Raw genomic sequence first — 20,135 nt, 5'->3', positions numbered from 1 at the left:
AAAATTTGAATATGCCGCTATCGGATTTAGTGATGCAAACGATTGAAGAAAGAAAAGAGGTGAGTTCCAAAGTACAGGGGCGGATGGTGAAAAAGTAGATTTTTCTTTTGGAACACGGATGCACACGGATTGTGCGGATTTTCACAGATTAAAAAAAATTACATTTGAAAATCCGCACGCATAATTTAGTTTGCACGGAAGTTGTCAAAGGTTAATATTTTTTCTGTCATTTGTAAATATTTTTCGCTTGAACTCTGCTTTCTTTCCAAAATTTAACAGCAAGCCAATTTCTTTGTCTGTTGCTTTCAAATAGTTAAGTAACTGTGCTTCGTGTCCTTCACAAATTCCCTCTGCTGCTTTTAATTCAACTATCACAGTGTCATCAATTATCAAATCAGCAAAATAATCGCCAACAACTTCTCCTAAATAATGAACTCTAATATTTTTTTGTTGTTCGACTTTGCAATCAGCTTTCCGCAATTCCGTTGCTAATGCATTTTCATATACTTTTTCGAGGAATCCATAGCCAAGCGTGTTATAAACTTTATAGAATGCCCTAATAATTTTATTGGTTAGGTCTGAATGAAGCATTCTATTCGTCTCCTTCTTTTATACCGAAGAATTTATTAAGACTTTGGTGAAAAATATATTGGGTGAAATTCATTGATTAGATTATTGAAATTAAACACGGTAAATTCATATTTTATTTTTGCTTTTAAATCCGCGAGAATCCGTTCAATCCGTGAAATCCGCGTTCTATTATTCCGCCTGCTATTTTTTCATTTTAATCTCCCACAATCTCCCAAAAGTATCTTCCAGCGCCTTTCCCAGCGGCTCGCCGCCCGGTGTTGTTAAATCAGGCATATTGTGAAATACGGCGTACGGCACTTTGATTCCTTTGACAGAGATGTACTTGGGATCGTCTTTGGTTAATTTTTCCCAGTCGTTTGTTTTGTAATAGAATTCCATTTTTTCGTCCGGCAGCGAATGAAATAAAATCGAATCCTCCTGCCCCTTTCGCGCACGCGCCCGATTTTTTCGCACGGATTCTTCGTAACTGACATCGAGATAAAAAATTCCCGCTTTTTTGAGAATCTCATTGTCCAGATAGGACAGCGCCTCTCCGATGCCATTTTCGCCGCCACGAGCAAACTCGATGATCAGCGTGTGCGTGTCGTGATAATTGGGATTGTACGCCAGCTTACGCGCGTAGGCGATATTCATCTTTTCAATGAACAAATTCCAGATAAAATCATCTTTGAAATAATACTCCTCATCCGTGAACAAGCGCGGTTTGCCGTGTTTGCTCAAAATGTCATCAATCACAAAAGTGTCCCAGACATAAGGGAAGTCATCCATTTCTTCAAATTCGCCGATATGAAATCGTTTTAATCGTGTCGGAACATCAGTATTTTTGAGAAAATTAATCACTTCTGATTTCCCAGCAGCGGGCCTCGCTGTTAAAATAATTATGTCAAAATGATCCTGTGCCATAGTTTAGCTCCTCACAAATTTAATGGTTAATGAACAGATTTTTTGCCGGTCGGAAAAGCGTGCCAGATTTTAATCGCCAGAATAAAACCGATAATGGCAAACGGCACCAGAAACGGCGCCCAATAACTCCAGCTTTTTGACAGCAAAAATCCGAGCGTGATGGCCTGAAAACCGGTTCCCAGATAGACAAATCCGTCAATCAAACCGACAGCGGTGGCGGCGCCTTTTCGTCCGCCGAAATCCATGGTCGCGGTCCCCGACAACATACCGTGCGTTCCGATGACTGCCAGCGACATCAGTGTAACAATTGCTCCCAGAACGTAAGGATTCATGTGCAAAGTAAAACCCATGATAAGGGTCAATACAATCATTAGACCGTAAAATAGCGCCGCTACAGGTCCCCGGCGCGAACCAAAAATGTGGTCGGAAACAAATCCGGCAAAAATTCCGCCGAAAGATCCGGCGAGCATCAAAATCAATCCCCAGTGCTCGCGCATGAAATGATCGGAGCTGAGACCAATTTCGTTGGTGAAAATCAGGTACCAGTGCATAATTCCCTGGCGTAGCACTCCCGTGCAAAATTCAATAATGGCAATAGTGAGAATAATTTTATTGGTCAAAATTTTCTTCAGCAATAATTTGAAATCAAACGGCTCCTCTTCCTCGCCGGAAGAAGCGTCTGCGGTGTCAAAGTCTTCAAATCCGGACTGAGAAGGTTTATCTCGCAACAAAAACAATTCAATCACAAAAAAGGTCAGTAATAGCATCGCCGGAATGAAAAAGACCCACCAGGTTTGATCGACGCCCTCGGGCGAAATTCCGACAGCGGAACGAATCAGATGCTGAATCCAACTGAGTTCCACCTCAGGATTCGCCTGGGTCGCCTCCACAATTGCCGTTCCCCAATCAAAGGCAAAATAAATTCCCAACGAAATGAGAATGCCAAAAATACCGCCAAAAACTCCGCGCTCGCGGACGTGGAACCAGGACGAGTTCACTTTCACGATTGCCACGGCGCCGAAACTCTGGAAATACATATTACCGGCATAAACAATGGAAAACGCCAGCGCGATATTGATCGCCATACCTTTGGCAACGATGAGATACGTCAAAATTCCCAGCAAAATGTTCATAACTGCGGCACCGAAGGCTCCGGTCAAAATAGCTTTTTTGCCGCCCAGCCGGTCAGTGAGCGGCCCGTTCAGCAAAAAGGCGAAGGCGTACGTGATCGTTCCTGCGCCGAAAATAATGCCGAAATCTTCTTTTGACATTAAAGAGCCAAGCGCATTTTTCGAGACAGTCAGGTTGTATCGCGCCATGTACAAAAACGCGTAAGTCAGTCCCATGGGGAACCAGTTCAGAAAGCGACGCACGCGAAAAGCAGTGGAATGTTCAGGTTTTTCCAGCGCCAGAGTGGCCATAATTTTCTCCTTCCAAAAATCCGGTCAATTCCCTGATTCGATGAGAGACAGCGCAGATCGTCAGGATTTTTTCAATGTTTGGAATAAAAAAGTGGTTAATAATAACAAATTGTCGCCTAAAATGCAAGGATTAATTCACAGATTTTCGGATTATCGGCAACGCCTCGCTTGGCTTGCGGATTTTGCTTCGCAAAACTTGTCTTGCCAGCGTGTTGTCCAAGCAAATTTTTTTCGGTCGCGGCGCTGTTGTTCTCACTTCTTCCATCGATTTGCGAATGATCAATGTTTTTTCAAATCCGAAAATCTCGCACATCAAATTGCCAAATTCCCAGCGGCTGAGACATTCGCCCCCGCCGAGATGAATTATGCCGCGAAAATCATTCGCAGCCAATTCCAGCAGCGTCACCGCCAGGTCATTGACCCAGATGGACGCGCGAAACTGATCATCAAATAGTACCACCTGCTCACCCGATTGCATTTTTTTTATTGTCGTCTCGAAAAAAGTATTTTTTCTCGTTATTCCCAAGCCGTAAACCAGCGCCAATCTCGCGATTACTGCATTGGCTGAATATTTCAAAATATAATTTTCGGCATCGACTTTTGTTCTGGCATAAAAATTAAGCGGGTTTGTCAAGGAATTTTCAGTGTAATTTTTCCTTGTGCCGTCGAACACTAAATCTGAAGAAGTAAAAATAAACCTCCGTTGATTTTTTCTGGCAAAATCAAACAATTGGGCGGAAAAAGCGAAATTTATCGTTCGGGCGAGGTACTTATTTTTTTCACAAAAATCCGGATTGGAAATAGCAGCCGTGTGAATGATGACGTCGGGATTGACTGCGGCAAAAAGTTTTTCCGCAGAAGCGGATTGGGCCATGTCAATGCGGTGAAAGTTTACGCCGGGCATGGTTACCGGATGGTTAAAAAAAGTGGCATGAACTTCAAATTTTCTTTTTGCCAAGTGAATAAGATGGCCCCCGACAAAACCGCTGCCTCCGGTGATCAAAATTCGTTTCTTTTCCAACTACTGCTTCTCCTTTTCCGGAATTTCCAATGAAATCGACTGGCTGTCCTTCTTCCCTGACACCAAATCAGTGACGGTAATTGTCAATTTTTGTCTTGCTGCTGATTTTTGTGATAGCGTAAGATACTGATAGTGAACGACCCGGCTCTTATTTGAAGAATATTCGTAAGATGTCGTGACTGTTCCGGGATTTTTCTTCACGCCAAGCCGCATCAGGGCACGTACAAAAATGGAGGCGGATGAAATATCTTCGCCCACGCGATATTCGATGCGATAGCGGCATTTGCCGTCATTCCCCGACGCAAGTTGATAAATTTCAAAGTAAACCGCAACCGGCTCGCCCTTAGTGAATTTATGCGTCGGATTAGGAAAAATATCAAAATCCGATCTCGTCTGCGCAGAAACGTAAATGCGCGGGTCAATTTTTTTCGCCACTAGAATCTGACTCATTTTCACGTGTTTAGTCGCCACGCTGTCGGCGACTAAATCAGCGTGAATTTTCGCCCTTTTGCCGGAAAAATCATCCTCAAATTCCAGCGCGTAATGATAATTCCCAGGCTTGAGCGGCGCGCCCGTGTGCGAAGTGAAAAATAGTTGTTTCCCGATATCAACGAAATTTTCCTTGACAAGCCGGAAGTTCTGTTTTTTCTCAAGTACTTTTTTCCAATTTTCATCAAAAATAAAAAGCCCTGATTTCAGATTTTTGCCGATTGGCAGGACGCCCTGATAACGAATCGAGTCGAGCGGGATGCCAAAACAAAATTCCGGATCAGGCATTTTCCTCACGTCAAAAAATCGGACAATATCAAGCGGCGGCGTGAAAGTCATCGAATCAGGGAACATTTGATAATATTGCGGCTTTTCTTTAGTCATGTTTTCATAAATCAGCTTGTAATCAAATTCGGGTGAATAATCCCGGGCAAAAGTGTAAGCGCCGGAAAGATACTCATCTTCAAATTTGAATCTGAAATCAGGATAAATCCAGATTTCCCGCGAATGCACCAACGGATTCCTCGTGCCAGGCGAGTGAGCGCCGAGATAAGGCCGCGTGCGAAAACGATATTTGGGCTTGCCGTAGCGGATGTAAACTTTGCCCATGTCGGTTTGCCAGCCTTCGATATTTTTCCTGGGATCGGAAAAGCGCAAATTCGCATAAGCCACCCGGCTGTAATGCTCCAATTTTCGCTCGTTTATTTTTGACAGATAAAATGGTTCATTTTTTCGCCAAAAATTGTTAACAAAATCATGCTTTTTCCGCGGTCCCATGGCGAGAAATTCAACCTTCTTGCTGTCCGATAAAATTGGCTCAATTGACTCCATCACTGCCCACTCTTCCGGACTCATTAATTTTTTCGCCTTTTCATATTCCGAATTCGCAAGCTCGTATTCCCTCAAACCATGATAGCCAAAGCCCAGAAAAAGATGGCAATTTTTGTCGCGGGGATTGATTTTAACCGCGCTCTCCAATAATTGAATCATTTCTTTCAATCGGTCAAATTCATAAAAAATGAGCGATAGCCGATAATAAGGTTCAGTTTCCTGAGGCCGCAGAGAAATTGCTTTGCGATAATATTCCGCAGTCTGATCCAGTAGTTTATCAGCAAATTCTTGAAAAAAAATAACGCCATCGCTGCCGGGATCAATGCTGACCATGTTCTGGTAGTGCAGAAGTTCATTTTCTTTTATGGAAGCAAGATGAAGATAACACTGATAATTGTCAGGATCTTTTTCGAGAATTTTTTTGAATTGATGTTCGGCGAGACTTGTCATTCCTTTTTTCAAATTCAAAAGCGCCTGATTGAAACGATATTGCAAATTTTTCGAGTCACACCGGATCGCCTTTTCGATTTCAAACGTGGCTTTAAATCTGCCATAGACTGTTCCCGCATTCATGTAAATCAGTGCAAGCTGATTGTGCGCCTTGGCTAATTTGTAATTTTTTCGAGTAGCTCCTTTGAGGTAAATCACTGCCTGAGTGGTGTCTTTTTTCTGCAGGGAAACGAGCGCCTGTTGAAACAGTTTTTCCGCCTCATCTTTATTGTCATTTCCCAATAAATTAATAGGCCAAAAACTCAGCCGGGCTGCTATTATGAAAAAAATGATCGTCCTGGCAAACATTCGAATTAGCCCTCACAAAAAAAGTCTCTGCCATTAAATTAATCAATAACAGAGACTTTTTCAAGTTTTATTTTTAAATATCAGCTAAAATCGAATCGACATTGTTGCGTAAACTTGGTCAACTTTAATTTTTTCAGTAACATTATTAAAATATTCGTTTAAGTAGCTGCCTTGTCTTTCATAGCCGCCAGTGACGTAAGCGATGTCGAGTTTGAATTGCTTGTCCAAAAGCAAGCCGATTCCTGCTGTGTAAAATAGGCGATTCGCTTCTTTAGGCGCATTTACTAACGGCGAAGGCTGGTGAATAATGCCGGCGCGAACTTGCGTATTGATAAATGGAATAGTAAATTCGCCGCCCATGCGGATCGTTGTTGTAGCACGAAAATTATTTTTGAAATCCAAATTTTTTCGATACTCATTACCCACCGGCGGCTCAGAGGTGTAGCGTGTCTGCGACCAGTCAGTGTACTCCGCATCTGCAGACAGCACAATATTCGGCAGCATCGTCAAAGCCGCGCCGACTGTAAATGTAAACGGTGAACGTATGCCGTAGTCCCATTTCCCGCCTTCGCTATTCTGGTAATTCTGATTAGGACTGTCGGCATCTTCGACCTGAGACACGGTCTCACGCCAGTTTTCTTTTGCTTTGATTTTTACGGGCGTAGCAATGGTCCCGGCGATTCTGCCGAGAAATCCCAACTGATAAAACGCGCCCAATTTGAAATTTGTCGCTGAAAAATTCGTCCGAATCTGCTGCAAATAATCGTAACTGTTGTAATAGTAATTATTATTTACATCATTTTCATTGAACGCCCAATCAAAAGAATCTTCCCCACGCCATAAATTAAAAGCCGCGCCCACGGAAAGGTTCGGAGTCACTTGAACTGCACCGGCAAAAACCCAATTTGCCATGTCGCCTTCTTCCACTTCGGTAAAACCCTGTTCAGCCCGAACCGTATCGAGCGGATTGAATCCCTGCAGAGCAAATCCCTCGTCAAAATTTCTGATTTTGTTGTATCCGACAGCAAAAACCATGCTGCCGCGATAAGTCGGAATGGGGAAGGCAAAACCGATTGAGTTCAATTTTGTTTTGGAAGTCTTATCCGTTTGCACTTGACTCTTGAAAGAGGCATCGTTAGTCAATTTGAAATTCGTAATGGAAGTGAACAATTCCATCCGACGAAGCTGCGTGAGACCGGCAGGGTTCCACAGGGTAGCTGAATAATCATCCGAAACGCCCACGTAAGCACTTCCCATCGAAAGGGCTCTGCCTCCGACACCGGCGCTCGTTCCCAAAAAGAAGGCTTCACTTTGAGCAAAAACGGTTGTTGAAAATAAACCAACTATCATTATGATTAAAAATTTACCGTATCGCATGTGCATCTCTCCATCTTTTGCTTGATTTATTTATTCTTCGTTTTTGACCCGGAACTTTTACTCCCGGAACTCGATGAACGCGACGGAGCAGGTCTGGAAACTGAGCCTGAACTATGATTTACGCTCGGACGTGAATAATGACTGCTGGGTCGGCTCGTCGAAGGACGCGTGTAACTTCTACTGGGAATGGACCTGCTGCTGCGACGAATACTCGTGCTGCTTCTATTTGTTCTGGCCGCGGGACGCAAATGCGGTCTGTAGCTGCTGCTATTTCCTTTTTTACTTATCCGCGGCGGATTGTATTTACTCTTGGGTCGCACTTGTGGCGCCGGTCTTTTTGATTTTGACTTCGGATTTGTTCGAATTGCATCCCCTGATCTCTTCGAACTTGGTTTTCTCACATTTTTATCAGGCCGGGCATCTGACCCAGGCGCACGAACAATTGTTTTCCGTCCGGCTTGTGGGACATAAGTTTTTCCCGTCGTGGGTCGACGCTTGATAATTCTTCCTTCAGGACGAACAATAGTCATTCTTCTGCGATTCACTGTCGTTTTTCTCGCATCACGATTCGGCAAAGCGTCATTTTTGGGTTTAGCAAGCGTTTGCCTCTCTCCGGAGACAGGTCTGGTCTGACGATTCGGTTCCAACTGGCCTCGCCGATTGTCGCCTCTATCGACAATTCTATTTCCGACATCCTCGCTTCGCGGCACCCTTTGTACTTTGCGCACGGATTCCCTCTGTACGCGGCGAACTTCACGATCGAGTTGCCCTATCGACCGACGATCAAAAGACCGCTTCTTTTTTGTCCCGGCGACCCAGTACATACCGCCGCCGTACCAGTAGTTGTCATAATTCCACCAGTCGTAATAACCGCCATAAAATCCGGCATACCATCCTGGATAATAGGGATGATAGTAGGGATCCCACCAATAACCAGGATAAAATCCGCTGTAATAATAGCCATAAAAATAAGGATTATAATTTGCACCATACCAATAATCCCAGGGATCCATGAACGGATCGAAGTAGTAATTGTTATTGTAATAATTATAATTTACAACGGTAGTGTCGGACTGGTCATAATAAGGCTCTTGCTGGGATTGCCCCTGTTCCTCCGGCGCTGTTTCTTCCTCATAATAATATTCATCATCCGTATCAACACGAGGTCTTTCCAATTGCGTATAGCACCCGGCGAATAAAAACGTAGCTAAAAATATAACGAACAACAATCGAGGCAAAATATTTTGCATTCGACGCATGGGATCCACCTCCCGCATAAAATTTAAATTGGATTTAATTTGTTCAAGCTAATATTTTAGACGTAAAGGAATTAAAAAAGTTCAATGAAATTATTGGGCGTAAGAATCATTAACCATTAGTGGAAAGTTTCAATAATCGGCATGTCGCGCGGATTTTAGCCATCTGAAAAGATCTTCCTGATTCGCCTCTGTGAGAAAAACATTCGCAATTAGCCAGACTCGTACCCCGAACAACGCGCAAAATAAAAAGGCAGATGAATGGCGCTATCCCGCACTTCCACCTGCCTGACAAAACGCTGACAATCGAATTCACTTTTTCTTTTTATACAGCGGCACGTAAACTGTATCCCGTATCACTTCACGAATTCTTACCACTGTTGGCTGAAATCCTTTATATTCACTGGCAAATTCCTGATAGAGGGCTTTGAGCAAATCCTGTACCTGCTGTTCACTGACTTCACCAAAATGGAAATGGGTAGAATCCTTTAACATTTCCTTCTTGTATCCGTACAAATTGTAACGATAAGTGCCATCCTCGTCTTGCTCGAAATACAACTTCAGCGGTTGATCATGCGCATAGATTTTCATGATGACATTGCCAATAATTGAGAGAATTTCTTCCTCAGGCGTACTCGGGTGTTCGCCGATATTAATTGTCAACCCTTCATCTCCTGCATTCGGATCTTTCTCAATCCCATTCAAAATGTCCTTTGTCTCTTTTGTCAGCATGCTTAACGTATGCACATTTCTCGAAGGATCAACACGGAGCAAATCGCCTTCACCAGGGCCATTCCCGTCGATGTCGAAAATTTCAATTTTCTCAACATTTGTTTCAGCCAGGAATAAGTCCAAAACCAATTTGTCAATCACTTTCTTGTCTGTGATTACTATTTTGCTGACAAATTCATAATCGTAATAATATTCCACTTGAGACCAAATCTTTGCAGCAGAACCCATTATCAATACTAACAATAAGTTGACACAAGCAAGACGCCTCATAATTCTACCCCTCGGTTTGCGAATCAGTCACCATTCCTTTGTTTCCTGATTTTATTCCATTCATAAAAATAAAATCCAGCCTCCCTCCTTTTCCCTAAACTTTTGTAAATATCAATAATCCCTCGATATACCGCATCAATTTCATTGGGTTCGAGATCTTTTCGAAACTCCCGCGCTCGCAGGAGCAACTTTAATCTTTCATTAAAAAACATTTTTTGCCGTTCTTGACCTGTAATATTCGAAGAAATAACGATGACATTCGACATCAGGAGAAAAGCTTTCGCGCGCCCTTTCCATGAAATCGTGGTATCCTGACTCAAATAATGATGCGCCTTTTGGATGTCGCCTTCACCTCTGAATTTTCTGCCCAAATTGAGCAGCATTTGTCCGCAATCACGAAAGTAGCGCAGATAGGTCGTATCGGCCGGGGTTTCAAAAAAATTTGGTGTGCTTTTGTCTGAATCAGCTTCAGCAACGACCGCATAAAGCCGCTTGGCTGCCTTTTCCTCCTGTTTCAATGAATCATACTCAATTCGCGCCAATTCCCAACTGACGACATGCCTGGCTTTGGTAGTTGTTAGTTGAGGCAATAACTCCGTCAAAGGGCGATATGCCCACTTGTAGTTGTTAACGCGCAAAGAATCGGCAATTTCCAGATGTCTTTCAGCGGTGCGAATATTTTTCCCGTCCCAAAAAATATAATTTTTAATAAAAGATTCCACATAATTCGAATCTTTGCCTGAGCTAGCAAACTGTAACGCTTCATTAAATGTGGCTAAGGCGGAATCCGCTTGATAAGTACGAACTTCAGTGACCCCCTTCGCCGTCAACAAGTTAAAGTATTCAGCGGGATCCCCAAAGGGCGGCAAGGTTGTTTTGGCATATTTTTCCGGAATATTTTTCAGCGGCTTATCAAAATAGCTCGTGATCGCATAAATCTCCTTGGCTTTTCGCGCATATTGGTACGCTTTTTGCCATTTCTTTAACTGATGGTAACTAAACGAAATCGCAGCATAAGCCGAATACACCCCGCGATCATGGCTAAAAAATTTATTGAACTGTCGTATTGCATTTTGATAAGCCCTGCTATCATTATACATCCTGCCGCGGTTATTTTCACTCATACCTGACAAAATCAAAATATTTAGATTGAAAGGATCTATCGAATAGGCATGTTCCAATTTATTTTGCACGTCAAACAGATAATATTCCAAAAGGCTAAGCGTTATTTCAATGGTGGCAGAATCATTTTCAATTTTTTTGAACAATTTCTTTAATTGATTCCGCTCCTCAAGCACAACCGACTTCTTACTCTTGATTTTATCTTCCAGGTTTTTGGCTTTCAAACGGAGCAACTTGAGCGAATCTTTCTTCATTTCCAATTTCGAGTACAATTCATAAACTATCTCCACATAATCTTTGGTATTGGTATAAATGCTATCCGCCTCTTTTTTACTCTTGTACGCGCTAAACAATTTAGCGGCTCGAGAGCGAGCGTTAATCGCAACGGAAGTATCGACGCCAACAGGCACGTAAGGCAACTCGTTTACCGTCTTTGGCATCAATACGGTTGTAGATTTTTTCGTAGTTGCACATCCGACAACAATCAAGAAGAGGATGCCCAAAAGCAGAAACCCTTTTGTTCTCATGTTTTCCTCAGAAGTGTTCTGTTCATTCCCCTTGCCACCTATCATACCAGTCTCGAGCTGCGGTAAAATTTCCCAACTTGCGGTAAGCCTTGTAAAGAATTTCGTACATCGCCTTACGGCTATCATTATCTAATAATTCTTTATTTTCCATTGCCTTATTACACAAATTTATCACTTCATTAGGATCAAACTGAGATAAAACTGCAAGCTGAATATAAGCTTTTGCGCGATCTGCACAAGGAGTCTGCGCAATCTGTGAAAAATAAACATAAGCATAGGACAGATCTTGCTCCAAAAATTCTAACCCCAATTGAAAACACATCAGACCGTAACTGTCAAAATAGCGCCCGGCTAATGAATCAATCGGAGCGCCAGTGAGCGAATCTTTGGCGGAATACTTAATCACACGATGCATTCTGGCAATGCCAGCTTCTTCATTGTCTAAATAGGTGAAATCGATCTGAGCAATTTTCCAATTAGTTTCATCCTGCGTACGCTTGGTACTGAGAATACCCAACAACGCTAATAAGGTCGCTTTTCCTTCTTGATAATTATTTGCATTCAAAATAGAATCTGCTTTGTCCTTCATTTCCGAAGCGCGAATGTTGCCATCGTCCCATAAAATCCATTTAATTTGTTTTTTGAAACTCTGCTTGTATTTCTCTATCGGAGTCAATTTTCTGGCTATTCGCAAAAACTTCAACGCCGGCTGTGCCTCATAAAGATGAATTTTGCTGTTTGCCTGGTAAGAAAGATAAGATACCAATCGCGCGGTATCAACGGGCACATCCGGCAATCGGTCAAAATATAATTCCGGCTGGGGCACGCTAAAGATGGCAGTCTTCTTCAGGAGCGTTGCTGCTTTGCCGTAATTCTCAAACGCTTTTTGCCATTTTCCTTCTTTGTAATATAAATTTCCAAGTTTCGCGTAAGAAATGCGACTGTCTTTTTTTGATTTCACCACCGTTTCATGCTGTTCAATCGCCCGATCCAAAAAGGTACGATCCATTATTTTCTCATAACTCGATTCCAGAAATGCGGCGAAATGCTGACGAAAAACTCTCACAAATCTATTGTACCTGATCGCGCTCTCATAAATTTTACTGGTCTGCGGAATCAAAGCCCGAACGACAGCGTCAATTACAGAAGAATGCAGACGCCCGTATTTTTTTGTCAATTTCCAAATGGATCGCGATTCATAAGGCGCAACTTTCAAATGTTCCAGCGCTCGCAAACGCCACTGCAATGCTTTTGTCGTGTCAGATTTTGAATGTCGTTCAGAAGTCATGAAATTCCAAAGAGAATCGCACAAGCCCGCCATTTCTTCAGCTTGGCGAAAATATTCAGCCGCGATTTGCTGACTCCTTTCAGTGACATTTGCTTCATTAAAAACTGAATCAGCCTCCTGTACCGTTTTAGCGTCCAAACCCGCTGGAATTTCTTTTTTCCCCTGGGGGATGACAATCGGCCGCTGCGTTGCCAGTTGCTGCTGACCTGCGCAAGCCACAAGAAAAATTAAAATCAACAAAATACCTAATCGCCGCATCTATTGTTCTCCAGCATCCAAAATTAACTTTGCTTTAAAAAATGAGCTTTTTTAAACCAATTCAGCGCTTCGTCAAAATTTCCCTTACTCGAATAAACGCGATAAAAAAGCGTGGCCAATCCGGACTGTTCGCTTTTCTCTAATTCATCCCAATACTGATTCGCCTTCTGGCAAAACTTCAGACATTGATCCTGGTTGAGCAACGAAAGGGAAGCCAGATAATAGTAAGCGCGCCCTTTGAGAGAATTATCAAAAGTGGTTATTTGGTAAAAATAAAAAAATGCCCTTTTTCGATCTTTTTGCATCGATTCGCCGGCAAGGCGAAAGCACATTTGAGCGTATCGATTAAAGTAGAGGCTTTTCGTGGAGTCCATACTCGCCGAGGAATCAGGCAAAGATGCCAGGATCTTGTTCTGCACCCAGAGCCGATTGATCCCCTCCGCCTTTTTGCCAAGCTGATAAAATTCCAGAAAAGCCAGTTGAAATTGAATGGTTCTTCTTGCCTTTTGAGTAGCAACAACATTTAGCGCGTTTTGCAGTTTTTCGGACGCCGACGCATATTTTTTTTCGCGAATCAATCCCATTGCTTGGGAATAATATTCGGCAGATTCAATGTTGCCCCTGTCCCAGTCGATTAAACGAATATATCCAGCTATTGCCTTTTTCCACTTGTCGTTGGGCGCAATTGTTATTGCGCGCCGAAACGAGGTCAAGGCTTCATCTCCCTTGTGCATTTTGTATTGAGCAAATCCGCGCTGATAAAGAGCGCTGAATAATTGAACCGTGTCAATTTTCGAAAAATCATCCTCAAAAATCAGGTCAATTTCTGTCTGAGAATACTTTTCCTCCTGCGGAAACATTTGCTGGGAATTCATCAGTTGAGACAAGCTATTATAAATGACGATCCTCTTCTTGCGGTCGGTTTCCAGAATAAGCCGTTTCAACAAAATCGGATACCGTTTTTCATCTTCCTTTTTGAATTTGTACAAGCCATCTAAATAGAGATACACATTTCTTAACGCCAATTGCAAATTTTTGGCAAAAGGATTTAAACGCGCTGTTTCTTCAAAATAGGTTTGCGTCTGTTCCAAAAGATCAATGAGTTTATCAGCGCTTTCGGCGTAAGTGGTTCGTTTTTTGCTAATTTTTGAAAATATTTTAGTGACATCAAGATACAAATAATATCCCGGCAAAAAATAATCTCTGTAAGCAGTTTGCGAATCTTCAGGCGTAATTTGCCAGTTTGTCCGATCCGACGCCCGGAGATATTTCCAAATCGATGTGTCAATTTTTGCTACATCAAAAACGGACTTTTTTTGCTCTTGTGCTAAAACGGTCGCAAAAAAACCGGCTACCAGAAAAATAAAAATAAAAATTCCAATTGAATATTTTCCTGTTTTCATATCGATTCCTGTTGATTCGTCTTAATTCTTTTGTCGGCTACTTTTTGAATTAACCAGCTATTCTTATGCTTTTGTTTTATTCGCTTTTTGCTAACAAATATCGTTTATTACCCGTCTCACCCGCTTCATCGCCTGAATGCAATAACAAGTCGCTTCATTGACAAGCAGAAAATATGAACAATTTAGCGAAGCTCGACGACATCAATGCAACGTTTTCGCCCATCCCCAAAACTGCGCCATTCTCTTTTTTGCGATATCGCTATTAGCGCTTTTCTGGCTATATTTAAATCTGACGACCTGACCATTTTTATCGCGCTCGATTGTTCCCAACTCGAAAAGGCTGCTCGTTTTAGTCAATCCCTGGTCCACCAAAAGCACATATTCGTTGGTATTTTTGTCTATCATGCAAATCGTCACCTGACGCCTAGATTCCTTGCTAGCGAGGAGAATTTCAAACTTTTTTCCGTCTATTATCAAATTTTTTCTCGTTGTTTTCATTGTCTTGTCTTTGCGCGTCAATTTTTTTCTGGGAATCAGTCCGATATCCATATTGTTTTTTCCAATCCAGCCCAACAAAGGATCCAAGATTTCACTCCAATCAATTTCACCACGAAAACCGGAAAACTGCACTTTATTGTTCTTTTGTTCCATTCGTATGGTGGTTGAAATGCCGCTACTCACATCGACATTTGACTGGTCGCCATGTTTTGTCGTGATTTTCGTTATTGCGTTCTCTTGAGTCCATTCAGATTCGAAACCTGTAGGGATTTCCAGGGGCGCATCATCTTCAGCAGGAACCATTTCCCCGTCGGCGAGTTGCATCTCGGGCATACTTTGCGGCATGTCCTGACTTTGGTTTTCAAACACCTGAAAATTATCTGAACTTGGCATATTCTGAGGCAAATTCGTCGTTGGTTCCGGTGGTGCAGGTACAGGGATGATGATTTCCGGATCTTTTTCAAATATTTCCTGCTGCACCGGCTGCTGCTGACGTTGAATTTGTTTGGGCATAATTTTTTTCTGCACCGGCTCTTCGTAAAAAACCAAATCTTCTGGGGGTAACATCTTTTTGGGTAATTTGGGAATGTTGATGCTTTTTAACACAAAAAAAGCAAACAAGACCACAAAAGCGGAAATGATGTATGAAGTGATCCAGCGGTCTTGATCATAATGATCCCACCAGTTTAGCTCATATTTGTATTTCATAATATCTCACCAAAATTTTATCCGCCCCAAAAACCAAATTCATTGCGACAAATTGAAATTTCTAAACATGCCAATCAGACAGATTGACTATTGTTTTGGATAATCGAACATCCGCTTGAAGTGGTTCCTACGGCAAATATCGATCAGATTAATTGTTCCCTGCACGATTGAGTTGGAGTCCGGCGCGATAATCACCAACATCGAATCATACATTGCTTTCGTTTTTTTGAGTTCATCCTCTAACTGATCCAGATTGCGAATTCGAAATGACTTCTCATCTCCGCTGACAGAATATGTGATGAATTGCTGGCTTTTCGCAATACGAGAATTATTGTTCTGCAAGCTGTCAATGGTCGAATCGCTGTGTACGATCTGTATCCTGAGACGCAAGAGTTTGCTTTGTTGCGGAGATTTAGTTTTCTTACGCCCGGTTGGCAATTTTATTTCATTTTTATGCACAATATCGCTGATAGAGAGAAAGCCAAGAAGAAGAATCATCACCACGTCGATCAGACGAATAATCGTACCATTACGTTTCACTTTTTTGCTCCACCGGAATCATGATCTAAAATTTTCTGCTTTTTGTTTCTACATCCATCCCCACAGGGATATTATTTTTCTGACAAAACTTGGCAATTTTCATGGTATATTTGATTGGTAAATTCCAATCCGAACGAATGCGCACTTTCAATTTACGATCAAATTCTTCGGCCAAAGTTTTTCGTCGCCGCAGAATTTTATCTTTCACGCTTCGCAAAGACGGCAAAGTTGCATCTTCAGCTTCAACAATAAATGTCAGCTTCTTATTTTCATTCAATGTTATTCCTAAAATAAGCAGTTCATCCTCCTCTTGCTTATTTTTCACACGAGCGACACTTTGTGGCAATTTTACCGGACTCTTTTTTTCTATCTCGCTAATGGCGATAAATCCGAACAAAAGCAGCAAAACAATGTCAATCAAACGGATAATAACCCCGCTGCCAGACATTTTTCCCCTCACAAATTTTAAAAGTTCAAATTTTTAAGTAAAAATTACACCGCAAAAATTTCATAATTAATTTTTGACGGATTTACTTTTTTGGCTTCAATCTCAATATCTCTTGCGCCGCGTTCATTGCCAATGATAAAATAAACTTCTACAAACCCGGATTCATTCGTATAAGCCAGCAAATGGGCATTTTGTGAGTCTTGAAATTTTCCGCTCCCCCGACTGAGAGAAAAATTCACTTCATAGCGAGGGATCGGATTGTCAAATTTGTCTCGCACCGCAACAATAAATGGTCGGGGCAAACGCTTCCCTAACTCGCCTGTTTGATAATTGCCGTCAACATCGACGAGTTTAGCCGCAGAAGCAGGTTTAGCCATCACTAACAGGGACTTGGGTTGGACTTCTGCGCTGTCCAAAGTAATGGTAATTTTCTTTTCGCCCGCCTTTTTTCCCAGAGAAAAAGCCGTTTCCGCGCGACCTTCTTCATTAGTGAGAATTTTGCGCACCCGGCTATCATTCGGGAAATTTCCGGCGCCTTCTTGCGCCACAAAGGCAACTTCCTGGCCTTCCAATGGGTTACCATCTTCATCGATGACTTCTACGACAATGGGTTGCGGGAGCTCGCTGCCGACTTCGGCGACCTGGTTATTGCCGGAGACAATTTTTATTTCCGAAGGCATAAGAATTTTTCGCCGCTTTTTCGGCGTTACTTTTTCTTCACTGCTCTTGCCATCAGGCTTCGCAGAGCCGGCGGCCGGCGTTTGCTCGCGAATTCTCGTCAGCGCATCCGCATCAAGGACAACTTGAGCCGGACCTCCCGACTGGAAGATCTCGTCTTTCATCAGCCTTTCTTGTAACACTTCACTGACGCGATTAATTGTCGCTAAATGACGATCAAATTTGTTGTTCGCAAGAGTAGTCAGCGAATTAAGGATGATACTGATAACCAGACCGATAATGGTTGTCGATAAGGCGACGCCCATGCCCTTTAAAATCTCCGACTGATCCGGAGAACCGCGATGGAACACCATAAACATCCCCCAAACTGTACCCAATAGTCCAAGCGCGCCGGCAGTGTCGGACAAAAAAGCCAGCCGCGTGAGAAACGGATTAAACATGTCTTTCAAATATTGTACAAAATTAGAGGTGATTTCATTGAACTCTGCTGTTGACCGCTTATTTTCGAAAACGAGAAACAACCGATGTGCCAGTTGAAACGCGGAGGCTTTTTTGCGCATGAATAGCCTTTTGAGCAAAGGGAGCCTCTCCATTTCATCTTTTTCTTCGTCAACAGAAATTGGCTCATCTTCTTTCACCTGTTTGAACATCTTTTCGATTTCTTCATATCCGAGACGTTTAATTTGATCGATAGGAATTTTGCGAGCGTCTTTCATTTCGCGGTTTAGAACAAGGATTTGTTGAAATAAGAAAACCACGCCAAGGATGAAATCTAAAGCCAAAAAATAGCCGAAGACTTCAGCTTCTTTAAATAGATCCAATAAAACATTGGCTGAAAAGCCTCTTTTCCCACTGTCCTGTGAACTGGTGTCGCGCCCGGGAGCTGATTTGCCGGCAGTCTTAAGCCCGGTTGTATCGCTATTTTGTGTTTCTGTAGCTGCCGATTTCTGTTGTGCCAAAACGATGACATTTAAAATGACCGCCGACGTTGCCAGGATCAAAAAAATCAGTAAAATCACCCGTTTCATTTTTCCTCCCTCAAATGTTATAACGAGTTGAAATTTCTCCATGCTGCTGCATAATAAATAGATGCTACTCATTATAAATAGCCAACGAATAGCATCTGAATAAGACCTATGTCTCGTGTTCAAACTCACTTATTGATTTAAGCGTTTTTCGACCTCCAAAGGATTTTTCAATATTATCACGATGCTCTTGAGTAAACCAAATTTTTTAATTTGTTCTCTTTTGATCTCAATAATATGAGACCTTTTAATCATGCGAAAAGCGATGCGATGGCGCTTGGGCTTTTTGGGAACCCAGCGCTTTCCGCCCAAAGAATATTGAAATTGGTAGAAAAAATCGCCCGTTCTCAATAGATGTCCATCTGCGGTGAAGCCATCCCAGGGGACTTCCGGCTCCACGCTATGATAACCGGCAATCTCATGCACTTTCCTGCCCAGGAAATCAGTGATCATAATTCGCCACTTGGATACATTGCGCCGTCTGATCCCAGATATCTGAAAAATTATGGAACTTGGTTCCATTTTTTCGATAGTCGGGCCTGAAATTTCGATATACCCATCCACAGCAAACGCCGTGTCCGCCATAGAAATGAGTTCTTTTATGCTATCCATTCTCGCCGCATCCAACGAATCAAGCTGATCCAAAGGCTTCTCCATCGCAAACTGAATGTCTTCCGGCGGAATCTTCAAACTATCAATAAAAAATTTTCTTAACAACACCGCCCGTTCGCCAGTGACCGCATCGTTGTAAGTAATGCGCACCGGAATCCGTTTGCCCGTCCTCTCCGTGTAGTCCTTGATGTCGTCAAAATTATGCTTAAAAATAGCGGCAGTCTTATAAAATGATGTGTCTTCTTCGAGCGCGTCAAGCGGCAGACCGCCGTCTTTGACCGGAACGTACAATTTCTCATTAAGTTGATCGCTGAAAAGCAAATCTTTGGGTTCAATAATTTTCAAAATCGAATCAGTTATCGCATTCTTACTAATCCGAATAATGGGCGTTTCCGCAACCACTACCACAGTATCGCATGAGGCTTGAATGTCATAAGCGTATAACGGATTGTAGCGCATATTCCAGGTCAATTCCAGTTGATGCGTGCCGCTGCCAAAACTATTCATCTCATTCAGAGGATAATCGAACCGATAGGTCAAACCAAGTCCTTTGAACATGTTAATTTGCGTTTCAGCAGTAATGCAATCATCGCCGCCGAGGTAACCGGCGCGGAAAATAAAACGGTTTTTTATATTTGCCTCGGTCATTAAGCCAATAGCAATTTTTTCATTGTAATAATTTCCAAACAGAGAAAAACCAAAATTACGGTACAAATATTTTCCGCCGAAAGAAAATTCTCGCGGCAATCTTGCACCGGCATTTGCTAAGGAGAGATCAGGTTTATTCAGATTACAGACGCTTACGCCAATGGATAATTCCTCCATGGGGCTGATGACTAAACCGGCGTCAAAGCTTGCATTCCACTGCCCGGTTCCGTTGGCAAAAATGGGGTCATTTGGATTTACCAGATCCATTTTGCTTTGGTCAAAAGTGTGATTGCGAAATCGCGTAGTCACGCCGACGGAAACTGCCTCACCAATGGAATAAGCTGCTGCAAGACCAAATTCGGATTGCGAGTAAAGAACGGCATTGAACGTCTGCGCCAGAAAACCAATTGCAATGCCTGTACCCAGTAAATCCGGATAGCTTGTTGTATTATAAGTATATCTGATGCCGGCAGGATCATCCGCCAAAAAACCATAGTTTAGTATCCGCATTCCAAAATTCACCGCGAGATTCTGAAACGGAATGATCGCCGGATTGCGCAATAGTGTTTTCGGATCGCTCCGATCCGCAGGATTATTTCGTATCAATTCCTGTGCGCCCAACGCTTGAAATAATCCGATTAAAATGACAATAATAATCGCTTTCTGTAAATTTTGCGCTTTCATCGAATCA

16 protein-coding genes are annotated in these 20,135 nt (G+C 42.5%); all 16 read right to left on the bottom strand.

What is annotated here, in order from left to right; all coding sequences use genetic code 11:
* Positions 1-204 precede the first annotated feature (204 nt).
* Positions 205-591: a GxxExxY protein gene (locus tag GXO74_01220; GenBank protein ID NOZ60279.1), complete on the bottom strand. Its 387-nt coding sequence runs from the start codon at positions 589-591 to the stop codon at positions 205-207.
* A 180-nt stretch (positions 592-771) separates the two neighbouring features.
* The gene (locus GXO74_01215) at positions 772-1,494 is read right to left on the bottom strand and encodes a hypothetical protein (GenBank protein NOZ60278.1); all 723 of its coding nucleotides are present in this window, start codon (positions 1,492-1,494) and stop codon (positions 772-774) included.
* Positions 1,495-1,520: 26 nt separating this feature from the next.
* Positions 1,521-2,915, bottom strand: coding sequence for an MFS transporter (locus GXO74_01210; protein NOZ60277.1), 1,395 nt, complete (start codon positions 2,913-2,915; stop codon positions 1,521-1,523).
* A gap of 130 nt (positions 2,916-3,045) precedes the next feature.
* A complete protein-coding gene (locus GXO74_01205; protein NOZ60276.1) occupies positions 3,046-3,936 on the bottom strand; it encodes an SDR family oxidoreductase in 891 nt (296 codons plus the stop codon).
* Positions 3,937-6,054, bottom strand: coding sequence for a GWxTD domain-containing protein (locus tag GXO74_01200; GenBank protein ID NOZ60275.1), 2,118 nt, complete (start codon positions 6,052-6,054; stop codon positions 3,937-3,939).
* 84 nt (positions 6,055-6,138) lie between these two features.
* Positions 6,139-7,431, bottom strand: coding sequence for a hypothetical protein (locus GXO74_01195; protein ID NOZ60274.1), 1,293 nt, complete (start codon positions 7,429-7,431; stop codon positions 6,139-6,141).
* A gap of 26 nt (positions 7,432-7,457) precedes the next feature.
* The gene (locus tag GXO74_01190) at positions 7,458-8,690 is read right to left on the bottom strand and encodes a hypothetical protein (GenBank protein NOZ60273.1); all 1,233 of its coding nucleotides are present in this window, start codon (positions 8,688-8,690) and stop codon (positions 7,458-7,460) included.
* A gap of 309 nt (positions 8,691-8,999) precedes the next feature.
* Positions 9,000-9,689, bottom strand: a complete 690-nt coding sequence (locus GXO74_01185; protein ID NOZ60272.1) for a hypothetical protein — start codon at positions 9,687-9,689, stop codon at positions 9,000-9,002.
* Positions 9,690-9,712: 23 nt separating this feature from the next.
* A complete protein-coding gene (locus GXO74_01180; GenBank protein ID NOZ60271.1) occupies positions 9,713-11,338 on the bottom strand; it encodes a hypothetical protein in 1,626 nt (541 codons plus the stop codon).
* A 22-nt stretch (positions 11,339-11,360) separates the two neighbouring features.
* Positions 11,361-12,884 carry a hypothetical protein gene (locus GXO74_01175; protein NOZ60270.1) on the bottom strand — a complete coding sequence of 508 codons (1,524 nt, stop codon included), beginning with the start codon at positions 12,882-12,884 and terminating at the stop codon, positions 11,361-11,363.
* Positions 12,885-12,907: 23 nt separating this feature from the next.
* A complete protein-coding gene (locus GXO74_01170) occupies positions 12,908-14,287 on the bottom strand; it encodes a hypothetical protein (GenBank protein NOZ60269.1) in 1,380 nt (459 codons plus the stop codon).
* A 201-nt stretch (positions 14,288-14,488) separates the two neighbouring features.
* Positions 14,489-15,493, bottom strand: a complete 1,005-nt coding sequence (locus GXO74_01165) for a hypothetical protein (GenBank protein ID NOZ60268.1) — start codon at positions 15,491-15,493, stop codon at positions 14,489-14,491.
* A gap of 87 nt (positions 15,494-15,580) precedes the next feature.
* Positions 15,581-16,033: a hypothetical protein gene (locus GXO74_01160; GenBank protein ID NOZ60267.1), complete on the bottom strand. Its 453-nt coding sequence runs from the start codon at positions 16,031-16,033 to the stop codon at positions 15,581-15,583.
* 25 nt (positions 16,034-16,058) lie between these two features.
* A complete protein-coding gene (locus tag GXO74_01155; protein ID NOZ60266.1) occupies positions 16,059-16,481 on the bottom strand; it encodes a hypothetical protein in 423 nt (140 codons plus the stop codon).
* Between the two features lie 44 nt (positions 16,482-16,525).
* Positions 16,526-18,187: a hypothetical protein gene (locus tag GXO74_01150; protein NOZ60265.1), complete on the bottom strand. Its 1,662-nt coding sequence runs from the start codon at positions 18,185-18,187 to the stop codon at positions 16,526-16,528.
* Positions 18,188-18,316: 129 nt separating this feature from the next.
* Positions 18,317-20,128, bottom strand: a complete 1,812-nt coding sequence (locus GXO74_01145; protein NOZ60264.1) for a type IX secretion system membrane protein PorP/SprF — start codon at positions 20,126-20,128, stop codon at positions 18,317-18,319.
* Positions 20,129-20,135: the final 7 nt, after the last annotated feature.

Source organism: Calditrichota bacterium (genome assembly GCA_013152715.1).
Classification (GTDB): domain Bacteria; phylum Zhuqueibacterota; class Zhuqueibacteria; order Thermofontimicrobiales; family Thermofontimicrobiaceae; genus 4484-87.
The sequence above is the reverse complement of the archived record's forward strand: the minus strand, read 5'-3'. Positions and strand labels throughout refer to the sequence as shown.